This window comes from Oceanobacillus neutriphilus, from assembly GCF_014645515.1.
In the GTDB taxonomy this organism is placed as follows: Bacteria; Bacillota; Bacilli; order Bacillales; family Amphibacillaceae; genus Oceanobacillus; species Oceanobacillus neutriphilus.
The window spans coordinates 38,677-63,721 of sequence record NZ_BMLW01000021.1 but is presented as its reverse complement, the minus strand read 5'-3'; the positions used below and the strand labels follow the sequence as shown (position 1 = coordinate 63,721).

Sequence of the window (25,045 nt, the reverse complement as noted above, 5' to 3'; positions counted from 1 at the left end):
ATTAAACAAAGAAGAGGAGGCACAAATGATGGAGCAAATGGAAAATCTGCCGGAGGAGGAAAAAGACATGGTGATGCAGCTGCCGAATTCTTATTTTGAGAGAGGGAAAGAGGAAGGGATAAAAAAGCGAAATCAAGAAATAGCTTTAGAATTGATAGCAAGAAAAATGCCAATAGACCAAATAGCAGAAATCACTGAACTAAGTAAAGAAGATATTAAAAAACTTGCTTCAGAATAACGAAAAATAATGGAATGAAAAAGGAGCTATACAATCTGAAACCAGTACAGAAGGAGCAACACAGAGATATAATTATTTAAATGTGAAAAAAATGCTGCTTATTCAAGAAATGATTGATGAGGGGGGTCAACTTGGATGCAGCGATTAAAAAAGTAGAAAAACGTATGGTTACTTTAAACGAAGCATTTCGTAAATTGGCGGATACGGTGCCGGATACAGAAGATAATGAATAAGCGCTTTTCAGCAGCTGTATCGCAAATTATTTCTTAAACTATCGATGCTGCAATATAAATGTAAAGGAAGGACGCAAGCTTTATCTATACTTGCGCCCTTCCTTAAGATAATACAATATTGGTTAAATGTATTTCTTATACTTTTGGATTTTTCCTACTTCATTACACTTTGACATAATGGAAGTGCATAAGGGATTCTCAACACAACAACAAACTTTTCTTTTGGTAATTTTTTGTATAATACCCCATTGAATTATCTTAGTAGCTGGATTTTATACTCTTTTTTTGTTTTAGAATATTTACAAAATAATTACCATAATACATATTTTTTCCTATCCTTGTTTATTTCACAAGGGTAGTATGAAAGTAACCACATTGCTGTCTTATCATTCAGAACAAATTACATGTAATCATAACATGAAGAAATTAAGAGGATTAAAAAAGAACAGTTTTATCCCGTTTATTCTGCAAATACATTTACATTTAAATTATTTGTTGCTCCAATAAGAACATAATATAGCTTTATTGAATTACTGTTTTTCACTTTTCTTTTGTATTCTAGAGAGGCTATTCTCCCAATTTGCTTTAATTGTAGCTCTTGCTTTATTTAAATCTTTTGCATGTAAGGCCTCTATAACTTTTTTATGTTCATGGTAAGATTCTAAACTGTTATTTGCTACACTAAAATAATATATTTCCATACGTTGAACTTTTACTTTTAATGTGTTTAATAACCTTGGCAGCTCTGTATTATTAGATAGTTTTACAATCTGATGATGAAACTCGTTATCTGCCTGGAAAGCTGCTTTTTTATCTCCTTGTTCCAAATCAGTTTTAAATCTTTCATTTATTAATTCAAGTTTCTGAATATCATTCTCCGTACAATTAATTATCCCCTGTTCCAAAGCAAGACTTTCAAGGACTTTAACAATAGAGTATATATCTTCAGCTTCACTCAGGTTAATTGGTGCGACTAAAGTCCATCGATTTGCCTGGGTCTCAACAAGCCCTTCATCCTCAAGTCTAAGTAAAGATTCTCGGATAGGCGTACGACTAATCCCTAATAAATCTGATAACTCTTGATCACGCAACTTTTCTCCTGGTTTTAGTTTTCCAATAACGATCCATTCTTGGAGAATGTTATAAGCTTCATCACGCATAAAAGTACGCTTTATTTTTACATTTTCATTATTCAATTCGATACACCTCCGCTACTTAACTATACCTCTAATATGTAATATACCACTAAACCACTAATTCTCATAGTATATTGATATTAGAACCGATGCAGATAAAGTAAGAAAGAGGGATACTGACACAGCTAACTCTTAGTTATTCAGAATTTGAATATGCTGAAGGGGCAATTGGTTTTCCTCGATTCAATTCAATTTTGTTAACAATCAGGAAAGTGATTAAGCTTGCAACACTACCTACAATAACAGCCATAACACCAAATGGATTCCCGAATATTTCCCATGTTACCCCAACAATGCTACCGATAATAATAGAAGCTAAACCAGCATTTCTAGTAACTTTTTCATAGACTAATCCAATTAAGTAAGCTGCAAACGGCCCTGTAGATCGAATAGTGAACGCAAATACCAGTAATGGAATAATTTGCTGACTGAATAAGGAAATGCCTATAGCGAGTACTCCTGTGATTAGAATAATAAGCCTGGAAGCTTTTAATTCCTGTTGATCGGAAACCTTCTTATTTAATATTTCCTGATGGATATCTTTTATATATACAGAAGCGACTGCTAATAAGTTTCCTGAAGCACTTGACAATGTTGCTGAGATAACTCCCGAGAGCAAAATTCCTGCAATAGCTGCCGGGAGTAATTCCACTGATACTGTGGCTAATGCATTGTTTTCATCTATATTTGGAAACGCTGACAATGCAATCAAACCCAATAGAGCCGGAATAAATGCGTAAACAGTCATTAATAATCCGCATAGGACAGAGCCCCAAACCGCCGTTTTTTCATTTTTTGCTGAATAATAACGTTGAACTGCTTCCTGCCCTGTAGAAAAGGTCATAAAATATAATACGATGAATCCTATAATTGTACCCCAGCCTATTTTTGTAAAGCCTAGTTGCTCTTTAGGTAAATTATTGAAGACATGCTCTACCCCGCCGGCATTTGAAAAAGCAAAGGGGATCGCGATAGCAAAGCCAAATACAATGATAAAAAATTGTACAAAATCTGTTAACGTTACACTCCACATTCCTCCTAAGAATGTGTAAAATACTACAACAGTTCCCGAAATAATAATTGCCCATGATAAACTAAAACCTGTTAATACGTGAACAATAGAAGCTGTGGCAGTTATTTGAACTGCTGTTAAAGCAGAGGAAGCAATAAGTGAAAGCACACTTGCAATTAATTGACTGGATTTCCCATATCTACGACCGATTATTTCTGGAACAGTTGTCGCCATAGCTTTACGCATATATGGTGCCACAAAAGAAACTAATACAATAGCAACCCCTGCTGATACAACATACCAGCCAGCAGATAGTCCCCATTCTCCATAAGCTTTGGAGGCAACACCCACGGAACTGCCCCCTCCTATTTCTGTTGCCGCCAATGTTCCAGCTAGCATAATTGGGCCCAATCGACGCCCTGCCAAGTGATAATCCGTACTATCTTTTATTTTTGTTTTTGCATAGAATCCAATTACAATCATTCCAGCCATATAAACTATAATAATGGTCCAAATAATCCCCATGCTATCCCTCCGTTTTTGAATTCTATTTCTTAAAAGTTAGTGTAGTTACGTTTGATTACCTTACCTGCCGGCTTTCGAAAAGCCTGTTCATCGGCAATAACAATTTCCCCGTTTACAATGACATATTCAACTCCAGTATTATATTGGCGTGAATTTTCAAATGTTGCCTGGTCAATTATTGTATACGGATTAAAGATAACAATATCTGCTTTAAGACCTTCCCGCAGGATTCCTCTGTCTTGTAAACCAATAATGCGTGCCGGCTGAGAAGTCATGCGACGAATCATATCTTCTAATGTTGTAACCATTTCTTCACGAACATACTTTCCAAGTATCCTTGGATAAGAGCCATATGCTCTTGGATGTGGTTCACCGCCAAGCAGTCCATCTGAACCAATTGTACCTGCTGGATGTGCCAAAATCATTTTAATAGATTCCTCATTCATAACAAAATCTATCATCCCTACTCCGTTCTTCTCTTGAAAAATTAAGCCTAAAGCCGTATCGGCTTCATTTTCCTGCTTAATTTGAGCAATTTCCTGAATTGTTTTTCCTACGCAAAATTGATTTTCTTCTGTCATAACAGAAGTAACAACAATACCATCCCAGCCTGCCCACTTCGACATGCTATCCCAGCCTTTTAATGCAGTTGCCATTTCTTGTTTAATTCTTTCACGTAAATCTTTTTGTTGAAGACGTTCCAGCATCTTCTCTGTTCCTCCATCATGAACCCAAGCTGGCAGGATTGCACTTAACATGGTACTTCCCGCGATATATGGGTATTGGTCAAAAGTTACCTCTAATCCGTCTTTTCGCGCCTGATCAATTTTCTTTAGTACGTCAGGGGTTTTCTCCCAATTATCTTTTCCGCAATTTTTCAAATGAGAGAAATGTAAATGTGCTCCGCAGCGTTTCATCATCTCAATTAATTCGTCCATGGATTCCAGAATTTCATCACCTTCACTTCTTTGATGAATAACTAAAGGCGCTCCGTATTCTGCAATAACTTGACATAGTGCTTCTAGTTCTTTCATCTCTGCGAAACAGCATGGAACATAGATAAGGCCGGTTGATAGCCCGACCGCTCCTTCATCCAGCGAACGTCGTAAAATCTGCTGCATTTGCTTAATTTCTTCATCCGTTGCAAAGCGGTCTTCTAACCCCATCACTTCCATTCGTATATTTCCGTGTGGTGCCAGAGTTGCCAAATTATAGCTTGGCCTGTTCTTTTCAATTTTATCGAGATATTCCCCTACGGTTCTCCAATCCCATTCAATTGGCGGCGTGCCGTCTAATCCTGCAATATTCTTTTTCCATGATTCAATATAATCATCATGTAAAGGGGCAGCAGCAACTCCGTCCTGTCCTAATAAATCTGTCGTAATCCCCTGTCTTACTTTTGCTTCGATTAATGATTCATCTAAAATAACTAAATCAGAGTGGGTATGCATATCGATAAAACCAGGAGAAACAATATTATTATTTGCGTCAATCACTTCATTCGCTTTCACATTTGTTAATTTTCCTACTTTAACGATTTTCCCGTCTTCTATTGCAACATCACTGTAATACCAAGGTGATCCAGTGCCATCAATAATTCTTCCATTTTTTATTAGTAAATCGTACATTACCTCTCCTCCTTTTAATTTCCTTCCAATCCCGTTAACGCTTTCATTATTTCGAAATAACCTTCTGTCGCTTTTGTTAATTGCTCAATCTCAATATATTCGTCATCAGTATGTGCTAAATTCTCTGGTGAAGGACCGAAGCCTATCGTGGGTATATTTGCTTCTCCTGCAAAGTGACTGCCATTTGTACAAAAAGAATAATGACTTATCTTTGCACCAGGGTTAATCTTTTTAATTCGATTAAAACTTTTTTCTACAAAGCTTTCATTCTCATTAAATAACCATCCTGGGAAAAACCTTTCAGATTTAATGATTTCATTTGTATAGCATTTTTCTTCCCCGGTAGTATAAGATACTTTTGCGTTAAAATCTTTGTCTGTTTTTTTTATTTTTTCGATAAGACCTATAATTGGTGCAAGTACTGATTCTTTTGTTTCTTCGACTAATAATCTGCGGTCAAAAGTCACTCTGCAATAGGACGGAACAACGGAAGACCCAGGGTATGGCGAAGATATAATATCCGTTAGCTCCAAAATCCCCTTACCTAATACATCATGTTCTGGAACAGATAAATTTTGAATATGGCTTAAAAGATGCATCATCTTATTGACAGCATTGATTCCTTTTTCCGGATTGGAAGAATGAGCTGTCTTTCCAAAGGTTTCAACTAATATTTCAGCACGCCCACGTTGAGCTCGATTTAAATTTAAATTTGTAGCTTCCCCAATAACGACATAATCTGGTTTTAATCTTTCACTGACTTTTCTTGTTGCTACTCCTTCAAAGCATTCCTCGTGCACTGTACAAGAAATCATGATTTTCCCGGGGAATTTTCTGTCTGTTTCCTCAGCAAAGTTAATCGCAGCAGAAATCATTGCACTTACTGCACCTTTCATGTCAGAGGTTCCCCGTCCGTAAATTTTACCGTCTTTAATTTCTGCAGCGAATGGATCAACCGTCCAGTCCTCTTCCTGAACAGTCACTGTGTCTACATGCCCATCAAAGAGAACTGTCGGACCTTCTTCGTTTCCATTAATAACAAGCATCACATTACCAAAAACGTCTGTAATAATCTCATCAAATTTATTTTGTGAAGTATATTCTTTTATTACCTCCATAACCTGCTTTTCTTTTCCTGAATAACTTTGAATTTGTACTAAACGTTGGCATAGCCCAATTACTTGATTGGATTGATGATTTGACAGCATAATGTAACCTCCTGGAATTTTAGTCGTTTGGGTGAAGCCCTTTCCATACAATATCTAAGTAACTTTCAAGATCTGTATCCCCCTCTGTACTGATTACTAATATTCTGGAATTTCTATCTAACTTTATGGCGTCAGAAATCTCCTGACTCGCAAACTTTCTAAGATGATACAATAAACCTAACGGAACCGCGCCAGATTCTCCTGAAATAATCTTTTTATCATTTCCAATTGGATTACCTAAAACACGCATACCAAGTGCTGCTATATTATCCGGACAGGAGAATGACGCAAACCCGTATTGTGATAACAAACGAAACGCTCTATTATTCGGAACACCACAACATAAACCTGCCATTATTGAATTCATTTGACCTTTCACAGATACCATTTCTCCATTTTCGTTTGAAAAAGAACGATAATAACAATCTGCAAGATTTGGTTCGACTACTATAATCTTGGGAGGGTTATTCTGGTAATGCTGCATAAAATAAGAGACAATGCCAGCTGCAAACGAACCGACTCCAGCTTGAAGAAATATATGTGTTGGCGGCTCTTCTTTCTTTTCCTCTACTTCTTCAATTATTTCTTTTGCCAAAGCAGCATACCCTTGCATAATCCACAACGGTATTTCTTCATAGCCTTCCCAAGCGGTATCCTGCACCATTACCCAGCCTTTTTTTTCAGCCAAATCAGCACACATTTCCACTGTCTCATCATAATTAAGTTCAGTGATTTCCGAAAATGCCCCTTCATTACGGATCGCTTCTAATCTTGCTTTTGTTGAACCCTTTGGCATGTAAATTACTGCATTCTGGCCAAGCTCTCTTGCTGCCCATGCAACACCTCGCCCGTGATTACCATCTGTTGCAGATATGAAAGTAATTTCTCCTAATTGTTCTTTCACTTCAGGGGACTGTAATTCCTTAAAAGATAAATTGGTTATATCCTTCCCTAATTTTTCAGCTAAATATTTTCCAATAGCATATATTCCTCCCATTACTTTAAAGGCATTTAGCCCAAATCGATATGATTCATCTTTAACTTTTATTTCCGATACATCTAAATATTCTGACAAATGTTCTAATTTAATTAAAGGGGTTTTCGTATATTTTGGATGTGTTCTTTGAAAGTTCAATACTTTTCCAATTGTTTTCTCTTCAAAATAGCTTAGCTCTTGTTCATTGTATTTTGGTAAGAAAGATTTATTTAATACCCACTTAATTTCGTCGCTCCTAATCATGTTCATACAGAATCACTCCCATCGTTTATTCTTAGATAAAAATAAAATTTATTACATTTAACATGTAATATATCACATACTGTATAATAGTCAATATGTTTTTTAATTTTTTTGATTTTTTACATAATATTTATATCATAATATATCAATTTCTCATTGATAAAATACTATCCTAATCAATAGAAAAAGCCTTATCATTGATAAGACCTTCCTATGACAATCACCATGCATTATTATTATACTTCTAACAATGTAATATACGAAAAAGGCATCCCTCTTTCATCCACTTTATCTAATCTATTTAACCTTCTCTAAAAAAGCTTTCCGGCAATGTAATAAAAATACTCCAAATACTGATTACTGCACCGGCTAATGAAACGATACTTATAAGCACAGCGTTAAAACTGAATACGCCTGTCGGTACAAGAATAATAAATCCTAAGAAAAATATAGATTGATAAATGGCTGACAGAAACCGCCAAAATTTATGGTTAAAAAAGGATAATAAAACTGGAGGAATAAACAAAATAACCATAATGATGATACTTGCCTGAATGACTTGTGGATCATTTAACGAAAGTGTATTCATGTCTCTTTGATAATAAGCAGTGACAAATAGTGTTATAGTAGAGACAATCAGCATTAAGAACAATAAACCTAATCGTTTCAAACATAGTCCTCCTTGCGCATAAAAATATCTGTAATTTATTTTCTATTGTAAAAACGTTAAACAGCATCTTGTATTTTTCCTTGATAAATAGAAACTAATCCCGGTATCTGCTGAATATCCTGTGGTGTTATTAGCTCTGGCGGTTTATTAAACGAAACAATTTCAGCTTCCATTAAAAGAGAAGCAACAAATTGAGAACAGAAGTAGGCATTTGATCTTTGGATAGGCTTGTTCAGCATCACTCCAAACAGTCCTAAGAAGTTATAGTGATAGGTGTCCTGCCTGCTCTTAAAAAATGCTAGTGCTCTCTTCAATTTCTTACTTTGTTTTGAATCAACAGCAAAAGCATAAATCAAGCAGTCCGCATTCTGAAAAAGCCCCTCTTCTGTTCTTTCCTCCACAAATCCGCCCAAAAATGGATTACGAAAATGCTTCCTGCCAAAGCTGTATACTTCATTTAATTCCAAATCCAGAGCTAATGAAACATGATTGTATTCTGCTTTTGTGTATAATCCAATAGCTTTTGTAAGCAATGTACGTGTATTTGTGAATAACAGATAAATATGTTCTTGTCTCATCACTATAAACTCCTATTTTTTTGATTTTTCTGTTTTCTTAAGCGGTATCTTCTTTCAAATTATTTATTATATTGTTAGAATACATCCTTATGTTCAATATTTCTTATCGAAAAATAACAAGCAACCACGCCAAGGATGGTAAGTGTCAATGGTATAACGATGAAGGAACCTAACGACAGGTCTTCATTGCTGGCGCCGAAAAAAGCTGCAATGATAATCGATGTAATAATCGTCGTTTTGACAGATTTTTTAAGCATCCCTAAAAATAGAGGGACTAAGCTGATACCGCTGGCGGAAAAGTCATACAGAATTGTATTTCTAAAATGTTCTATAATCATTTGAATTGATATGTCTCCATCAATAAAATTCAGGCTGTTATCTAACATTGTTAAAACAACTGTTGCAAAAATTCGTGACAGGAGAATCGAGAAAAAGGTAAAGCATATGATCACCAGCAGCTTTGAGCTGATAACTTTTTTTCTGCTGATGGGATACGTAAACATCAAAGTAATTGTTTTATCATTGTATTCTTCAATAACTAATCTTGAAATCAATACACCGGAAAAGACGATAAAAACCATTCTTGTAATGCTATCAATCAAGAAAAAGAAATCCTTACTGCTGGCAGTATAAAAATCTCTGTCGACATATAACATGAAAAATAGAAATCCGGTAACAGCAAAGCAAGCTGCTAAAGAACTGTTTATATATCGGCCAAAATTTACTTTTCTCATCTCCAAACTCATTAACTTAAGCATTCCTCTCACCTCTCTTCATATTCCTATTGATTGATATTAAAGGACATCTTTCCGCACAATATTTCTTATCGAAAAATACGAAGCAGCTACGCCAATAGCAGCAAATATCAATGATCTGACGATGAAAGAACTCATCGATATGTCTGACAATTCCTCATTACTTATGCCAAAAAGAACTGCAATAATAATCGATGTGATGACCGTCGTTCTAACAGATTTTTTGAGCATTCCAAAAAATAAGGGAACTAAGCTGATACCGCTGAATGACAAGTCATAGATGATTGTATTTCTAAAGTATTCCATTATCGTCTGAATCGTTATGCCTCCATCAATAAAATGCAAGCTGCTGTTTAACATGTATAGAACAGCTGCTACAACAATTCTTGATACATGTATGAAGAAAAATGTTGAGCATATGATAATCAATAATTTAGAGGTAATAATCTTTTTTCTGCTAATCGGGTACGTAAACATCAAAGAGATTGTATTATCATTGTATTCTTCAATAACCAGCCTCGAAATTAATACTCCTGCAAATACAATAAAAATCATTCTTGGGCTGTCAACCACAAAGAAAAAATCTGAAATGGTGTTGGCAATCTCATTTCTATCCGCATACACCGCATAGAATAACATTCCGGTAAGAACGAAACAGGCTACTAAAGCACCAATGACATAACGCCAGAAATTTATTTTCCTAATTTCTAAATGGATTAATTTAAGCATTTTCCCCGCCTCCAATTAAGGACAAGAAATGGTCCTCTAATGAAGCCGACTTCGTATTGATAGATGTAATGGAAATATCATTTTCCATTAACTTTTTATATATTTGGTTTTGCGACATTCCAGTTTCGTATATTCTTATTTTGTTCGTATCAAGCACTTTGAAATTTTTTATATTTAGTTCTGAATCAATAATATATACTACTTTCTGAGCATCAGCGGTTTCTATTTCAATATACTCCGCATTATTTTCTCTAATCGAATCCATGGAAACTTCTTCTACCAGATGTCCATTATTCATTACCCCTATTGTGTCAGCAATTTGCTCTATCTCTGCTAAAATATGACTTGAAATCAGGATGGTTATCCCATATTCTTTGTTTAGCATTTCAAGTAAATTTCTAATTTCTATAATACCGACGGGGTCCAGTCCATTAACGGGCTCATCCAATATCAACAGCTCCGGCTTCGTAATAATTGCTCTGGCAATCCCGAGCCGCTGCTTCATGCCCAGCGAGAAATTTTTAACCGCTTTGTTCGTAATGTTCTTCAGATTTACAAGATCTAAGGCTGCTTTGATATCCTGCTTATTGTGATAACCCATATACTCACAATGCATATCCAGATTATCCTCTGCAGTAAGCTTTTCATAAAAAATGGGGTATTCGATAATCGCATTCATTCTTTTAAATAATTCATAAGAAGTATCTGTTACCGTTTCATTAAAAATTTCGATGGCACCCTGACTTGGTTTTAATAGATTTAAAATCATCTTCATGACCGTACTTTTCCCGGCCCCATTCGGACCTAATAGTCCATAGATTTCTCCCTTCCTGATATTCATATTGATACTGGAAACAACATTGTCTCCATTGAAAGATTTTCCTAAATCATGTGTTCTTAAAATATATTCCACCATATGTCCTCCTCTGCTTTGCAAAATTTCTATACTACTAATAGTAAACGTTAAAATTATCTTTTTTCTTAACGAAGTCTTACGAATTTCTTAAGTTTGCAAAAAGCAGAACAGGAGCGGTTTTCAGTCCGTTTGTGAAGCCAACTTTTTTAATTTCACGGTAAAGACTGTTTTCTCATAGGGTTTGCTGGATAATGATATATCGCCTTCCATACTTTCTACTAATCTTTTGGTGATAGTAAGGCCCAGTCCACTTCCTTGATACAGCTTATTCCGCGAGTCCTCCAGCGTATAGAGTCTTTCAAAAACGCTTTCTTTATTCATCTCGTCAATGCCCTTTCCTTTATCCCAGACCTCAATATACGTAAATGAATCATCCTGTTTTAAGGTTAAGCCGACAACATCACCATCATTTCCATATTTGATAGCATTTGATATCAGGTTCCTGAGTACTCTGTCCAGAGCCTCTTCATTTCCTGCTGCATAGATATTTTCATCTGGAATATCAACGGAAGCATCCAGGCCTTGCTTTGTTAATATTTCATAGAACTCTAAAATACTCTTCCTGCATGCTTCATTAATATTTGTCTTTTCAAGCGGCATCTCCTTATCACCGGATTCCAATTTCGCTAAATCAAAAAAAGTATTGATTAAGGTCAGCAGCTCTACCGACTTTTCATGTGCCTTATTAACTTCTTTTTCCAGTTCATTTTGAATGGATTTATTCGATTGGATGATTTCTAAATAACCTACAATTACCGTCAGCGGGGTCTTCAAATCATGTGATATATTTGAAATCATTTTCCGGATAGATTCTTCCTTTTTTGTATAATCAGCCAATATTTTCTGGTTATGATTTAACAGATTATTAATACCAACCAGTAAATGAATAAGCTCCTTATCATCGGTAAAAACAAGAAGATTCTCACTTGTTCTTTCACTAATAATCCGATCTAATTTTTCATACATATATTTTATTTGTTTATCTCTTGCTGCCTTTGATCTATATTGAAAAATGATTATGCCTGTTAAGATCAGGATGATCACAATGAAGAAATAAATCATATTTATCTGCCACCTTTAATTATTTTCGACCGGGGCAGTTATTCACCCAGCTTATAGCCAATCCCCCAAATAGTTCTAATATAATCAGGCTCTGCCGGATTGTCCTCTATTTTCTCCCGCAGCCTTCTTATATGAACATTAATCACATTCTCATCACCAAAGTAATCGTTATTCCAGACTGTTGTATATATTTGGGCCTTTGTAAAAACGTTATTGGGATGCTTGAGAAATAATTTTAAAATATCAAATTCCTTTGATGTCAGTTTCATTTCCTTCCCATTTTTTTGCACAGAATAATTATTAATATCAATGGTTAAAGCTTTATAATGAATCACATTTACTTCTTTTTTCGCTTCCGAATAACTGGTCGCACGCCGCAGCGCTGATTTCACCCTGGCAGAAAGCTCTATCATGGCAAAAGGCTTTGCTATGTAATCATCTGCACCAAGCTCAAGTCCTAAAACCTTCTCCACATCTGTATCCTTGGCAGAAACAATAAGTATCGGCACGGAGCTGTCTCTTCTGATTTGCTTCATTACTTCGATGCCATTTAATTTAGGCATCATAATATCGAGAATAATTAAATCGAAGGTATTATTTTGAAATTTTTGCATTCCTTCTTCCCCTTCAAAGGCAGCTGTTACCTCATAGCCCTCTTTTTCCAAATAATCTTTAATCATTTCGCTTACGGATAGATCATCTTCTACGATTAAAATTTTATTGTTCAACTGAATATCCTCCCCAAATATATATTTCTCAGTTTCAATCTTGTTTTCTTAGTAACTATTATTTCTAATTGCAGCTATTTATTATGTCTGCATAAATTTTAACACATTATTTGATGTTAAATTTCTTTTAATCCCCGGTTAGTTAAGTTAAGCAGCATACGCACAATCTCTGAGGAATGAGAAGGAACATAAATTTAAGTTACAGCTAGAACTAACAGACAAATAAGGGGTAGAATTTTAGTTAAATTCTACCCCCTATTACTATACAGTCCTTTTATGTGTGAGAAACAAACCCGGAATAAAAATTACCGCTAAAACAATGGCAGCCACTAAAAATCCCGCATGATAACTTTTTAAGCTATTGATAACTGTTGGCTGTACCCCCTGTGTGACAGCTACGACAACGGTTGAGATAAGAGCTGAGCCGAAGCTTGAACCAAGGTTTTCAATAATATTAATACCAACACCTGCTTCTGGAAGCTGCCTGCTGTTAAGCCCTGTGTAGGCTTCACTCGTCAACGGAAGCATAACACCTCCGATACCGGATCCCCGGATAAACAATACAATGGAAATCCAGATCATACTCGTTTTATCTGTGATAAAGATAAGCGGAACAGACCCGCTCAGGGAAATAACAAGGCTGACCATAACGACATATTTCGCACCAATCCTGTCAATCATTTTTCCAATCAGCGGCCGGGTAACGAGCATCCCGACACCCTGAGGGATTAAAGCAAGTGCTGCCTCAATTGGTGTGAAATCACGGAAATTTTGAAAGAACAACGGAAGTATCAACATTGGGCCCATGATGGCAATATTCGCCAGAAACAGACCGACGCTTGATGCTAAGAAGCTTTTATGTGCAAACAAATTTAGCGGAAGTACCGTTTGATTTTTTCTGATACGATTATATATCACGTAAATCAGTGCCAGAGAAAGGCCAATGGTTACCCATAGGATCGTTTCGCTATTATTAAATGATGCATGATCCGCTGCTTTCGTAATTCCGTAAATCAGCGCTACACTCATAATAGATAAATCAATGATTCCAAAAACATCAAGTTTGCTATCTTTGTTAAATGGTTTGAAGTCGGGAATAGCTTTCATCATAAGCGGTGCAGCAATCAAAACCACGAATACATTAATAAAGAAAATCCAATGCCATGATGCACCGTGAATGATAAAACCCCCGATAACAGGTCCTAAAATTGGGCCGAGAATCATCGGTGTACTGACAATCGCCATAACTCTGCCTACATTTTCCTGTCCAGCGGTTTTAACCAGAAGCGTCATCATCAGTGTAGTAATAACCCCGGCGCTGAATCCTTGAAGTAGACGAAAGAAAATAAAGCTCATAACGTCCCAGCTTATTCCAATAAAAACAGAAATTACTCCAAAAGCAATCACTGCACCAATGAAAATTTTCTTTCCATTAAATTTGTTCATCAGCCATCCCGATACAGGAACTGCAATTGCCAGCGCTAAAACATAACCTGTAATAGACCATTGCACAATATCTAGTGTTGTACTGAAATCCCTTATTAATTGATCAATGGCGATGTTCACCATTGTTGAGTCAAGCATGGGAGCAATTGCGCCAAGTGCAATAGCCCAGGCAGCCGCAAGCATTTCCTTTGGCAAGCCCTGTTTTTTTATTTTATCTTTTGACATATTGTTCTCCTTCTTGTGATATTTTTGTTTCCTTGTCATCAAAAAAGATAACATTATTTTGTTTCCTAGTCAACAAAATAAAATCAATAAAAAAGACAGTTCCTTCTCAAAGGTCTGCCTGTGACTTCATTATTTTAAATTAATCCAATTAATTTATTGTTAGTCCCTGTTTTTTTATTTCTGCATCCAAATGGCTGTTATACTTTTCTACAAAATACAGCATACTGTCAAACTGTTCGTCGGTTATTTGCTCAAACACAACCTTATCCCGTTCACGAAATTCTTTGTGTAAATCCTCATGAATTTTAAAAATTTCTTTCCCCTGTGGAGTAAGCTTAAAATAAATTTCTTTTTTATTTTCCGGCTTCTGATAGCTCTCAATTAGTTTCTTAGCCATAAGTTTTTTCGTTAATTTACTGATGGCGCCTCTCGTCATATAAAGAGACTTTGCCAGCTCTCTCACATTGGAGTCTGCATTTTTTTCAATCGATTCAATACAATGGACTTCAGAAGGTGTACACTCCTTAAGCCTGTCTTCCATTTTATACTTATTAATCCAAACCATCTTGTCAAATAAGTCCCTGAAATTCGTAATAAGCTGTTCTTCTTTGTCCATGGAATATCCTCCCGCTTATTGGTACATCAATTATATTATATCGTGCTTTTGTTTCCTGTTCAACGATGTCCCTTTATTTGATTAAAGCCTATTTTAAACATTCACATTGATTGTTAGGTTTTTTAGAAAGTATAAAAGAAGATCATCATCATTCGCACATAGTGCATAAGGCTCTAAAGACACTCCATTATACCAAGCTCCAGTCCCATCTGGAATGTAGCCTCGTTTGACATACATTCTTTGTGCAGTACCATAGCTGCGATTGATTCCTACTGCTAACGAGACAAAGTTACTCTTTTCTTTAGCAAGAGCTTCTATCACATCCATTAATTTACTGCCAATTCCCCTTTTTTGAAAATTGATTAACACATTGAAATCTACTATTTCAGGAATATCTTTTTCGGCAAATGGACCCGTATCGGCTTGGTCCAGTAAAGTTACATATCCAGCCAATTTATTTTGCACTTCGGCTACAATAATAATTCGCTCCTTATTACTTTGCTGGTTATAGTAACTGCGGTATAATTCATACGGCTTGTCCCACTGTTGTTTTGCAAAAGCGTCTACAAATTGATTAATATCACTTTCTATCATAGATCGAATGATTAAATGATTGTTTCCTTTGAAATAGATCATACAATACCCCTTTTATCATAGATATTTATAAATATCTCAACTTTTAACAAATAGTTTTCTTCATTACTATCTATTACTGCTTATCTATCAATTATCTTTATTAGTAAAAAGTAAAATTTTTTATAATTATTCCTATCATAACACATTATTTTAATGTAAAATTTCTATTGTAATAAAGTAAAAATACCACCATTTGTAAAAACAAATGATGGTATTTCATAATTAATTATTTTATTATCATATCTTTATCTTTGATTCCGGAAGTGACCTACACATACTTATTCCTTCCAGCGCCCAGCCCTGCTATCGTCATCAATAAACAAACTGCTATGATAGCCATAATTGGTGCGCTCCAGGCATGCGTAATATCAAACAACAAACCGATAAATAACGGCCCAATTGCAGCAAAAATATATCCGACAGATTGCGCCATTCCAGACAGAGCACCTGCCTGCTGTCCATTACGTGCGCGCATACCAAGCATAGCCAGAGACAAACTGATGGCACCACCAAAAGTAACGCCAATTAATGTTACCCAGACGAAAATCAACGGCAGCGGCCCGCCGATTAAAAGACCGATAAATCCAATTGTTGCTCCACCGCCAATTGCAAGCACGATTCCCTGCTGATTGGAGAATTTTTCTGCCAGCACTGGTGCCAAGAAGGTCGATGGCAGTCCGACAAACTGTACATAAGCGATTATCCATCCGGCAGCTGAAACAGAAAATCCAAAGCTTTGCATTATTTCGGGCAGCCACGATACCATCACATAGAATATAAATGATTGCAGCCCCATAAATAAAGTGACCTGCCAGGCTAATGGAGATTTCCATAAGCTGCTGTCATCAAAGGGTTTATTGCTTAACTGTACTTGCTCCTCTTTAGGTACAGGATTTTGTCTGACAACAAAAACCCAGATTACGATTCCCACTACAGCCAGCAATGCCCACGATAATAAAGCTAATTCCCAGCCCAGGCCTGCATCTTTTGCAAGCGGGACGGAAAGCCCTGATGCAGTAGCTGCAAATATTGCCATAGATGTAGAATACACACTGGTCATCCGCCCGACTTTATGCGGGAATTTTTCCTTAATAACTGCCGGCAGCAGTACATTCATCACTGCGATGCCAACTCCAATAATGGCTGTGCCGATAAATAATGTCGGCGTATACGGGATCGATCTGACGCCGATTCCGGCAAACAGGAATATTAGGCCCAGCAGGACAGCTTTTTCATTCCCCAGCCGTCTGCCAACTTTCGGAGCAAGCGGTGACACAATAGCAAACGCTATCAGCGGTAAACTGGTAATTGTCCCCGCACTCCAATTTTCCAGACCAATCTGATCCCGGATTGTTCCTAACAGCGGTCCAACGGAAGTAATCGCCGGTCTCAAATTAAAACCAATCACAATAATAGCAATTAAATATAGCATTCGTTTATTGGAGGTTACTTCTTCGACCCCTCTGCTTTTTATTTTCCCTCTATTTTCCTCCATCTGATACCTTCTTTTCTACTAACCGTATCCTTTATCATAGAAAAGGTACGGAGAAATTTTAAACGTTACAATATATGTTATGGTATTGTACAGCCTATTGTCAAGATACGAATTTTATATGATTAATAGAGTTTATTCTCTTCATTAGTATATTCTTTTAACCCTCCTTCATATATTCTTCTCTTTTCATATCCCCTGCTGTTCTTCATTATGAACAATATAATATTTTCTTGAAATCCCCTCGCCAGTACAATTAAAGTTCCCAACTCTAAAACTCAAATTCTAAGAAATTTGCATGAAATGTATATTAATAGAATTTATTGGCAAGCCTGTCAATATAACAAACTATTATTTGGAGGTATATCCAATATGAAGTACAACATAACAATAGGCATTGCTTTTCTTATCTGCCTATTTGTTCTTTTACCAACAGTTCATGCAGACAGTGGAAAAACGTATAAGGTAGATTCTGAGAAAATAGAATTAATGAATGAACCTGCTAAAGACGCAGCTGTTATCGGTGAATTAGAAAAAGGCTATAAGATCACTATTTTTGAAGACTCATATGGCTGGGGTAAAACATTTTATAACGGAGAACCAGCTTGGGTTGCTCTATATCAGCTTACAGAAGTAGATAATGACATAAATAATATCGAAGAAAACCAAGAAGCAGAACAGCCGGATATAGCTGAACAAAAGAATGAATCTGCAGCTGCTTCAGAACCAAACAATGAACCAACTAAAGTTATAGCGAATGGAAAATTGTACCGTATTAACGCATCTGCCGTAAATTTACGCAGTGCTCCTGATAAAAATGCAGCTGTTATTACTACATTAAGTAATGGCAGCCAGATTACTATCTTTCAAGAGTCATATGGCTGGGGCCAGACTTATTATAATGATCAAGAAGTATGGATTGCATTATATTTACTTGATGAAGTGAACGGATCAACAGATAATGAGGTATCAGAAGAATCGGAAACAACTGACTCACCACAAATAACAGAGGAAAGCGAAACAGAAGAGGCAGAACCTGACCAAAAAGATGAGGAAACAGCTGCAGCTGAATCCCAGGAAGAAAAACAAGAGGTTCAAGCAGAACAAAGCAGTGAAGCTCCTTTAGCCGGCTACCATTTTGTTATTGACCCGGGACACGGTGGAAAAGATCCCGGCGCAATCGGATCAGAAATATATGAAAAAACGTTAACACTAATCTCAGCAAAAAGATTAGAACAAAAATTGCATAACAAAGGGGCTTCTGTAACGTTTACCAGAACAGATGATACGTATATTTCCTTAGGACAACGGGCCGTGATTAGTAATTCGACGGATGCTGACGCATTTATCAGCCTGCACTATAATTCATCAGAGGATCAGTCTGCACGTGGGATCGAAACCTTTTACAATGAGGCGGGCAGTCTTGCCAATTCTGTTCAGACCTCGCTAATGAATCACGTTGATCTCATTGACCGCGGAGCAAAACAGGCAGGTTTCCAGGTGTTAAAAGAAAATAAACACCCTGCTATATTAATTGAGCTTGGTTTCATCAGCAATCCAGACGAACAAAAGCTTGTGCAGACGGATAGTTATCAGGAAAATGCGGCTGATGGTATTGCGGAAGGATTGGAAGCGTATTTCAATTAAATATGGAAGCATGCTAAAGAAAAAGTGCAGGAAAAGCGCACTTTTCTTTAGCATGCCCTTTTTATCCTTGCTTATTTAATTTATTAAATCGTTTTAAACCATAGAAACCAGTCGTATTAGTACTAATCTGTTGTCGAACTTTATCAAAAGGCTGCTGCTTTATTTCAGCTATTTTCTTTATAACTTCCATAATCATATTGGGATGTGTCATCTGATTTTGAAAAGGCCCTTTAAACCGCCAAGGTCTATCTGTTTCTGCCATGATAAGCTCTAATGGATATTGTTTAATGATGGATTGGATTTCTTCTTCATACCAGCAATCAGGCGTTATGGAAATCATATATTGATTGTTTATCATACGTTCCATGATAGCCTTATCTCCTTTAAACCAATGGAAATGAGCTTTTTTAACCTTATATTTTTCAAGGAGATCACAAGCTGCAGAGGCATCTTCATAAACGGCATGTAATACAATTGGCAAATCATATTTTTTGGCAGCCTGTACGAATCGTTCCAGTATCGCTTGATAAGGAGTAACATCCAGGGATGCTTCTTTATGTTTTTTATAATATGGAAGTCCCACTTCCCCAATAGCAGCAATATCTTGAAATCTTTGATCAAGCGTTTGTATAATATTGTCGATTTCCTGCGCTGATGGCAGCTCCTGTTCTGGATGCCAGCCAAAAGCAGGATAAACAAACGGGTATGCTTGCGCTAATTGCCATACTCTTTGGCAGCTCTCCAAATCACTGGAAACAGCTATCATTCCATCTGCTTTAAGCGTATTAATTAACAGCTGCTGCTCATTCGGCTCATACCAGTCCAAATGAATATGTGCATCAATCATCCAAAACACCTCTCTATCGAATTACTACGTGATGTCCTTAAATAAATCCCCAGCTCTCCTGACATCAACATTTCCCCCGCTTAAAACAACCCCCGCTCTTTTACCTTTAACAGGAAGCTTCTTATATGCTGCTAAAGCAACAGCTCCAGATGGTTCGACAACAATTTTTAACCGGGTCCAAAGGAAGTACATTGCAGCTTTTATCTCTTCTTCGGAAACGGTTATAAAATCATCAACATTTTCCTTAATAAAAGGAAACGTTATTTTCCCTAACGAAGGTGAGTTTAACCCGTCGGCTATGGAGTTTGGATTCTCAATGGATTGTAATTCTCCGGCCCTGAAAGACCTCGTTGCATCATCTGACACAACAGGTTCAACTCCTATTACCTTACTCTCAGGTAACAGATGTTTTGTGGTAATTGCACAGCCGCTTAACAGTCCGCCGCCACCGCAAGGGACCAGCAGATAATCCAGCTCGCCCACCTCTTCTATCAGCTCTTTAGCAACTGTCCCCTGACCGGCTATAATGGTTTCTGCATCAAAGGGCTTGATTAACGTATAGCCAAATTCATCTATCAGCCCTTGAGCTATTTCCTCCCGCGATTCCGTCTGGCGATTATATGTTACGATAGTTGCACCATAATCTCTGACAGCTTCCGTTTTCACCTGCGGAGCATCCTCCGGCATTACGACAGTAGCAGGTATATCAAGTATTTTACAGGTCAAAGCAGTAGCCATTGCATGATTTCCTGAGGAATAGGCAATGACACCCTTATTCTTCTCCTCCTGCGAAAGTGAGCTGATCGTATTATAAGCGCCACGGAATTTGAATGCGCCCATCCGCTGGAAATTTTCACATTTAAGAAAAATTTGGTTCCCGGTTAATTCGTTCAGGAGTGTGGAAGTAAGGACTGGCGTTTTATGTGCAATACCTTCTATCCGTTTGGCTGCTTCTACTATTTTTTCATACATTTTTGATTTCTCCCCTTTTGCGTTTATGTTAACGTGTTCATTTTGAAGAAGCATTTTTATCTGATTCCCTTGCACTATCCGTTTCTTATGCTCTATTTTTATCCTGTTTCTTACTATAGTGATCTATTTATCGACCTTTTTCCTTGAAATATTATTACATATATCCTATCAAATGGAATGATCAGAGACAATAATTCTATTATTATACGGGCAAAAGGATCAGCAAATTTAGAGTTACAAAGCCCCCTCTCCCATCAGTTACCCCATTTCTATACGTAGTAAGCTTTAAATGATAAAGTATAATTAAAGCAGCGTAACTTACTTTTAATTGAAACAAACCATCATTCATCAATGGAGGGATGGAAATGGATATTGAAAATAAAAAAACACAGACTCTTTCTTCGGTACATAACGCACTCAGAATTCTGAAAAGTTTTTCAACTTTTGAACCTTCACAGCGTGTCAGTGATCTTTCTATATCTCTTGGACTTGCTAAAAGCACGGTCAGCCGTCTGCTTTCCACACTTGCTCAGGAAGGCTTTGTAGAAAAGGATAAAAAAACCGGGGCATATAAATTGGGGCTTTCTGTACTAACACTTGGCGGGATAGTAACAAATGAGCTGGAAATCCATAAAGAAGCATCCCCTGTCATGAACAAGTTAGTTAATGATACGGGAGAAACTGCACATTTATCTGTGCTGGATGGTTTTGATACTATCTATATTCACAAAGAGGAATGTAATCATCCTGTTAAAATCCTTACCCATTTAGGAAGAAAAAATCCGGCGTATTGCACCAGCTCCGGCAAAGTACTTATTGCTTTTCATGAGAAAAATATTGTGGAGGAAATTATTGATCAGGGATTGCTCAAGTATGCGAGCAAAACCATTACAGACCCTGATAAGCTTCGAAAAGAATTGGAATTAATCTGTAAAAGAGGTTATGCTGTCAGTACCTCTGAATTAACAGAAGGAACCAGATCTGTTTCAGCGCCGATCCGTGATTTCACAGGGAAAGTTGTATCGGCTATCAATGTGGTTGGGCCAATCGAGCGAATGAAGGATTATAAAATTCCTGACATTGCCAAAAAGGTAATGAAAGCTGGGGAAGAAGCTTCTCAGCGAATGGGGTATGATAAACGTTTTTTGGGTTAATAACGGGTTTAAAACATATTTAATTGTGGTACAATATATTAGTTCCACTGCCAAATGTATAATAGAGACCCCTTCTCCCCAATAGAAGGAGCCTCTTGATTCTATGATTAACCTTCGGATATTACGGGTGCTTTCACCTGTGGTGTGCCGCGTTTAAAGTAGCTGTCTGGCAGTGGAGCACCATAATAGATAATTGCTTTTTCCAATTCGCTTTCTTCCCATCTGACCGGCTTCCAATCCGGATCAAAAATCAAATATCCAGAGTCACCAAATAGCTCAATTCTATTTCCGCCCGGCTCAAAAACATACATACACATCGCTTGAGATACACCATGTTTTAACGGACCTGCTTCAATTTGAATATTATGTTCTGTTAGAATTTCAGAAAGATCATGCAAATGCTGCGGGAATCCGTACCAGAAAGCAACATGATGCAATCTTCCAAGACCCTTTTCAGAAGTCCCCTGATCCTTCATAAATGCTAATTCATGAACTAAGGGACTGACACTTAACCATGTTCCTAATTCACCGCCATCATTTTGCACGACATGCTCTCTTAAATTGAATCCTAATTCCTGCATCATAAATTGCTTATTTGGTGTCGGGTTACTGGACAGCAGGTTTACATGATCGATACGGCGAACCGGAACTCCTCTTGTAGGACGTTTTTGCGGACGGTTTTTCAGCAAGGTTGTTTGATCCGCAGGACATTTATAATAATCAACATCCCAAAGGATTTCCATCTTATGATTATCTGGTGTCAAAAATTGATATGCTGCACCATGTCCCAGATCTCCTTCAATCCAGCCTAATCCGGCACCTGATTTTGCAATTTCCTCCACGCGCCGTTCCAACGCATTCTTTGAGCTTGCCCGCCAGCTTACATGTCCAAGTCCAGGTTCATTGCGCTCTGTTACTTTTAAAGAATGATGGTAGAAATCCTCATAAGAACGGAGATAAACAGATTGACCTTCTCTTTCAACCTCAGTCATGCCCAATATGTCTTTGAAAAACCATAGTGTTCCATCCGGATCCGGTGTAAAAATCTCCACATGAGCCAGCTGAGCAACATCAAATCTTTTTAATTCATTATTCATTCTAATTTCCTCCTTAGGTTTGTTTTTAGCAAACGCTTACATTTGAGATTTTAAAAACAGTTGATCAGGGTTTTCCTGCTATTGCTTTCTATCTGCCTAAATCCTTCGCACTTTCCCCACCAATTCCCCAATGTGTCTTTGGTACTTCTGTAACAATAACACGTACATTTTCTTTGGGTGCATCCAGTGATTCACTCACAGTATTTGTAACATTTTTTATTAATGCGTTGATTTTTTCTGGAGGTCTCCCCTCCATAATTTGAATCTGTATCAAAGGCACCTTACATTCCCCCTTTTTTCAGAAGCTTTATCAACCAGTGAATAATTTAAAAATAACCTTACTTCACAAAGAAAGAGATATCGCCAAGACCTCCATATTTTGCACTGACAAAATCCCCTCTGGATAATTTTACTGCAGCTGTTATCCCTCCGCTCAAAATAGGCTGCCCGGCCTTTACTTTTTCTCCTTTTTTACTCAGCATATTTGCAAGTCTGGCAACTGAATTTGCCGGATGCCCCAATACAGCAGCACCTGCCCCTAATGCCTGAATTTCTCCATTAATGGATAATGTTACGCCTACAACCTCCAGCTCCAGGCTATCAGGACGTTTTAAATTTGTCCCAAATACCGCTCCGGCTGCGGAGGTATTATCAGCAATAACATCCGGCAATGTAAAATTAAAGTTTTCATAGCGGCTGTCAATAATTTCTATGGCCGGAAACACATATTCGGTTGCCCGCAGTACATCAAGCGCTGTAACATCTGGTCCTTCCAGATCTTTTGATAAAATAAAACCAATTTCCGGTTCTGCCTTGGGATGAATATAATCATCCATAGAAATGGAGTCCCCTTCATTCACAACCATATTATCAAAGACATACCCGTAGATAGGATCCTCTACATGCATTTGCTTCATTTTAGCTTCACTCGTAATCCCCATCTTCGGGCCGATTATCTTTCTTCCTTCAGCTAATTTCTGTTTTACTACTTCTTCTTGAATAAGATAAGCGTCCTCAATAGTAAGCCCCTTATACAGCTCTGCCGTAATCTTCACTATTTCTCTTTTTTCTTTTTCTGCAGTATGTGTGTAGGCAGCAAGTTCTTTTACTAAATTCTGGTCCATATTCGCCCTCCTGATCGGTACCTGATCTTTCCTCATTGGTGCTATACTGTTATTTTATTTTTCTTGGCCAGCTCTGCAGCAACATCAATAATCATGTCTTCCTGACCGCCGACAATTTTTTGCTTACCCAGTTCAATCAAGATATCACGGGAATCTAAGTTATAGCGCTTTGCCGCCCGTTCAGCATGTAACCTGAAGCTTGAATATACACCTGCGTATCCCATTGTCAAACTGTCTTTCGTAATTTCCTGCGTTCCCGGTAAAATCGGCGCTATGATGTTTTCTGCGATATCCATCATTTTGTAAAAATCAATGCCTGTTTCTATTCCCATTTTTTCAAGCACTGCTGCTAACACTTCTGTTTGTGTATTTCCTGCACCGGCTCCCAAGCAGCGCACACTGCCGTCAATTCGCGTAGCCCCCTGTTTAATTGCTGCAAGTGTATTCCCCATTGCTAACGATAGATTATTGTGAGCATGGAAGCCGATATCTACTGTTAATGCCTGTCGTAATGCCTTGATTCGCTCTGCCACCTGATCCGGAAGTAACGCGCCTGCAGAATCAACAACATATACCGTATCTGCACCATAGCTTTCCATCAATTTTGCCTGCTCTATTAATTTATCAACTGGAGCCATATGACTCATCATTAAAAATCCGACTGTTTCCATTCCTAATTCTTTAGCCGTTTCCAGATGCTGTTTTGACACATCTGCTTCTGTCACATGTGTCGCTACCCGTACCATATCTGCCCCAATACGATGGGCATTTTTCAAATCTTCAATGGTTCCAATGCCGGGGATTAATAATACAGCTATTTTGGAAAAATCCGCGGCCTCAACTGCTGCTTCAATCAATTTTAATTCATCTGTCCCTGATAAGCCGTACTGAATAGAAGATCCTCCCAACCCGTCACCATGGGACACTTCAATGTACGGAACGGATGCATCATTCAAAGCTTTTGTTATTGTCTTTACTTGTTCCACTGTATACTGATGGCTCATGGCATGGCTCCCGTCCCGCAACGCCACTTCTGTTATTTTAATTTTTGACATACCGGTTCACTCCCTT

General features: G+C 37.4%; 24 protein-coding genes and 1 pseudogene. 3 read left to right on the top strand and 22 right to left on the bottom strand.

Annotated features, from left to right (window positions below; translation table 11 throughout):
- Nucleotides 1–238, top strand: a pseudogene (locus tag IEX29_RS24760) (hypothetical protein); the annotation flags it as partial.
- Nucleotides 239–1,001: 763 nt separating this feature from the next.
- Here IEX29_RS24760 and IEX29_RS24755 read toward each other — a convergent pair.
- From IEX29_RS24755 to IEX29_RS24680, 16 genes are all read right to left on the bottom strand, one after another.
- Nucleotides 1,002–1,667 carry a GntR family transcriptional regulator gene (locus IEX29_RS24755; protein ID WP_188738261.1) on the bottom strand — a complete coding sequence of 222 codons (666 nt, stop codon included), beginning with the start codon at nt 1,665–1,667 and terminating at the stop codon, nt 1,002–1,004.
- Between the two features lie 136 nt (nt 1,668–1,803).
- Nucleotides 1,804–3,204 (bottom strand): sodium:solute symporter family transporter, encoded by a 1,401-nt coding sequence (locus IEX29_RS24750; protein WP_188738259.1) that lies wholly within the window; start codon nt 3,202–3,204, stop codon nt 1,804–1,806.
- A 29-nt stretch (nt 3,205–3,233) separates the two neighbouring features.
- Nucleotides 3,234–4,832, bottom strand: a complete 1,599-nt coding sequence (locus IEX29_RS24745) for an N-acyl-D-amino-acid deacylase family protein (RefSeq protein WP_188738257.1) — start codon at nt 4,830–4,832, stop codon at nt 3,234–3,236.
- A gap of 14 nt (nt 4,833–4,846) precedes the next feature.
- Nucleotides 4,847–6,040: a YgeY family selenium metabolism-linked hydrolase gene (locus tag IEX29_RS24740; protein ID WP_188738255.1), complete on the bottom strand. Its 1,194-nt coding sequence runs from the start codon at nt 6,038–6,040 to the stop codon at nt 4,847–4,849.
- A 19-nt stretch (nt 6,041–6,059) separates the two neighbouring features.
- The gene (gene dpaL, locus IEX29_RS24735) at nt 6,060–7,286 is read right to left on the bottom strand and encodes a diaminopropionate ammonia-lyase (RefSeq protein ID WP_188738253.1); all 1,227 of its coding nucleotides are present in this window, start codon (nt 7,284–7,286) and stop codon (nt 6,060–6,062) included.
- 295 nt (nt 7,287–7,581) lie between these two features.
- Complete coding sequence (locus IEX29_RS24730; RefSeq protein ID WP_188738251.1) at nt 7,582–7,950, bottom strand: YdeH family membrane protein; 369 nt, start codon at nt 7,948–7,950, stop codon at nt 7,582–7,584.
- Nucleotides 7,951–8,006: 56 nt separating this feature from the next.
- Entirely contained in the window at nt 8,007–8,528 is a 522-nt protein-coding gene (locus tag IEX29_RS24725; protein WP_188738249.1) for a hypothetical protein, read from the bottom strand.
- Between the two features lie 74 nt (nt 8,529–8,602).
- Entirely contained in the window at nt 8,603–9,262 is a 660-nt protein-coding gene (locus IEX29_RS24720; RefSeq protein WP_229720384.1) for an ABC transporter permease, read from the bottom strand.
- Nucleotides 9,263–9,322: 60 nt separating this feature from the next.
- On the bottom strand, nt 9,323–10,012 hold the full coding sequence (locus IEX29_RS24715) for an ABC transporter permease (protein WP_188738245.1): 690 nt from the start codon (nt 10,010–10,012) through the stop codon (nt 9,323–9,325).
- Nucleotides 10,005–10,928, bottom strand: a complete 924-nt coding sequence (locus IEX29_RS24710; protein ID WP_373290723.1) for an ATP-binding cassette domain-containing protein — start codon at nt 10,926–10,928, stop codon at nt 10,005–10,007. Before IEX29_RS24710 ends, IEX29_RS24715 begins: the two co-directional genes overlap by 8 nt.
- A 120-nt stretch (nt 10,929–11,048) precedes the next feature.
- Complete coding sequence (locus tag IEX29_RS24705; RefSeq protein ID WP_188738243.1) at nt 11,049–11,990, bottom strand: sensor histidine kinase; 942 nt, start codon at nt 11,988–11,990, stop codon at nt 11,049–11,051.
- Nucleotides 11,991–12,028: 38 nt separating this feature from the next.
- Nucleotides 12,029–12,718, bottom strand: a complete 690-nt coding sequence (locus IEX29_RS24700; RefSeq protein ID WP_188738241.1) for a response regulator transcription factor — start codon at nt 12,716–12,718, stop codon at nt 12,029–12,031.
- Between the two features lie 261 nt (nt 12,719–12,979).
- The gene (locus IEX29_RS24695) at nt 12,980–14,389 is read right to left on the bottom strand and encodes an MDR family MFS transporter (RefSeq protein ID WP_229720383.1); all 1,410 of its coding nucleotides are present in this window, start codon (nt 14,387–14,389) and stop codon (nt 12,980–12,982) included.
- A gap of 148 nt (nt 14,390–14,537) precedes the next feature.
- Nucleotides 14,538–15,005 (bottom strand): MarR family transcriptional regulator, encoded by a 468-nt coding sequence (locus IEX29_RS24690; RefSeq protein WP_188738238.1) that lies wholly within the window; start codon nt 15,003–15,005, stop codon nt 14,538–14,540.
- Nucleotides 15,006–15,098: 93 nt separating this feature from the next.
- Nucleotides 15,099–15,599 (bottom strand): GNAT family N-acetyltransferase, encoded by a 501-nt coding sequence (locus IEX29_RS24685; protein WP_229720382.1) that lies wholly within the window; start codon nt 15,597–15,599, stop codon nt 15,099–15,101.
- A 310-nt stretch (nt 15,600–15,909) separates the two neighbouring features.
- Nucleotides 15,910–17,136 (bottom strand): CynX/NimT family MFS transporter, encoded by a 1,227-nt coding sequence (locus IEX29_RS24680; protein WP_188738233.1) that lies wholly within the window; start codon nt 17,134–17,136, stop codon nt 15,910–15,912.
- Between the two features lie 369 nt (nt 17,137–17,505).
- Here IEX29_RS24680 and IEX29_RS24675 point away from each other — a divergent pair, with 369 nt between their 5' ends.
- Nucleotides 17,506–18,780: an N-acetylmuramoyl-L-alanine amidase family protein gene (locus tag IEX29_RS24675; protein ID WP_188738231.1), complete on the top strand. Its 1,275-nt coding sequence runs from the start codon at nt 17,506–17,508 to the stop codon at nt 18,778–18,780.
- Between the two features lie 61 nt (nt 18,781–18,841).
- Here the strand turns inward: IEX29_RS24675 and IEX29_RS24670 are convergent, their stop codons facing one another.
- Entirely contained in the window at nt 18,842–19,636 is a 795-nt protein-coding gene (locus IEX29_RS24670; protein ID WP_188738229.1) for a TatD family hydrolase, read from the bottom strand.
- 15 nt (nt 19,637–19,651) lie between these two features.
- Entirely contained in the window at nt 19,652–20,599 is a 948-nt protein-coding gene (locus tag IEX29_RS24665) for a threo-3-hydroxy-L-aspartate ammonia-lyase (RefSeq protein WP_188738227.1), read from the bottom strand.
- Nucleotides 20,600–20,964: 365 nt separating this feature from the next.
- Here IEX29_RS24665 and IEX29_RS24660 point away from each other — a divergent pair, with 365 nt between their 5' ends.
- Nucleotides 20,965–21,753, top strand: a complete 789-nt coding sequence (locus IEX29_RS24660; RefSeq protein WP_188738225.1) for an IclR family transcriptional regulator — start codon at nt 20,965–20,967, stop codon at nt 21,751–21,753.
- A 107-nt stretch (nt 21,754–21,860) separates the two neighbouring features.
- On the opposite strand, the gene IEX29_RS24655 is transcribed toward IEX29_RS24660, so the two are convergent.
- The 4 genes from IEX29_RS24655 to dmpG all read right to left on the bottom strand — a co-directional run bounded on the left by IEX29_RS24655 (nt 21,861) and on the right by dmpG (nt 25,029).
- On the bottom strand, nt 21,861–22,850 hold the full coding sequence (locus tag IEX29_RS24655) for a catechol 2,3-dioxygenase (RefSeq protein WP_188738223.1): 990 nt from the start codon (nt 22,848–22,850) through the stop codon (nt 21,861–21,863).
- A gap of 88 nt (nt 22,851–22,938) precedes the next feature.
- Entirely contained in the window at nt 22,939–23,130 is a 192-nt protein-coding gene (locus IEX29_RS24650; protein WP_188738221.1) for a 4-oxalocrotonate tautomerase, read from the bottom strand.
- Between the two features lie 58 nt (nt 23,131–23,188).
- Nucleotides 23,189–23,974: a 2-keto-4-pentenoate hydratase gene (locus IEX29_RS24645; RefSeq protein ID WP_188738219.1), complete on the bottom strand. Its 786-nt coding sequence runs from the start codon at nt 23,972–23,974 to the stop codon at nt 23,189–23,191.
- A gap of 41 nt (nt 23,975–24,015) precedes the next feature.
- Nucleotides 24,016–25,029 carry a 4-hydroxy-2-oxovalerate aldolase gene (gene dmpG, locus IEX29_RS24640; protein ID WP_188738217.1) on the bottom strand — a complete coding sequence of 338 codons (1,014 nt, stop codon included), beginning with the start codon at nt 25,027–25,029 and terminating at the stop codon, nt 24,016–24,018.
- Between the last annotated feature and the right edge of the window lie 16 nt (nt 25,030–25,045).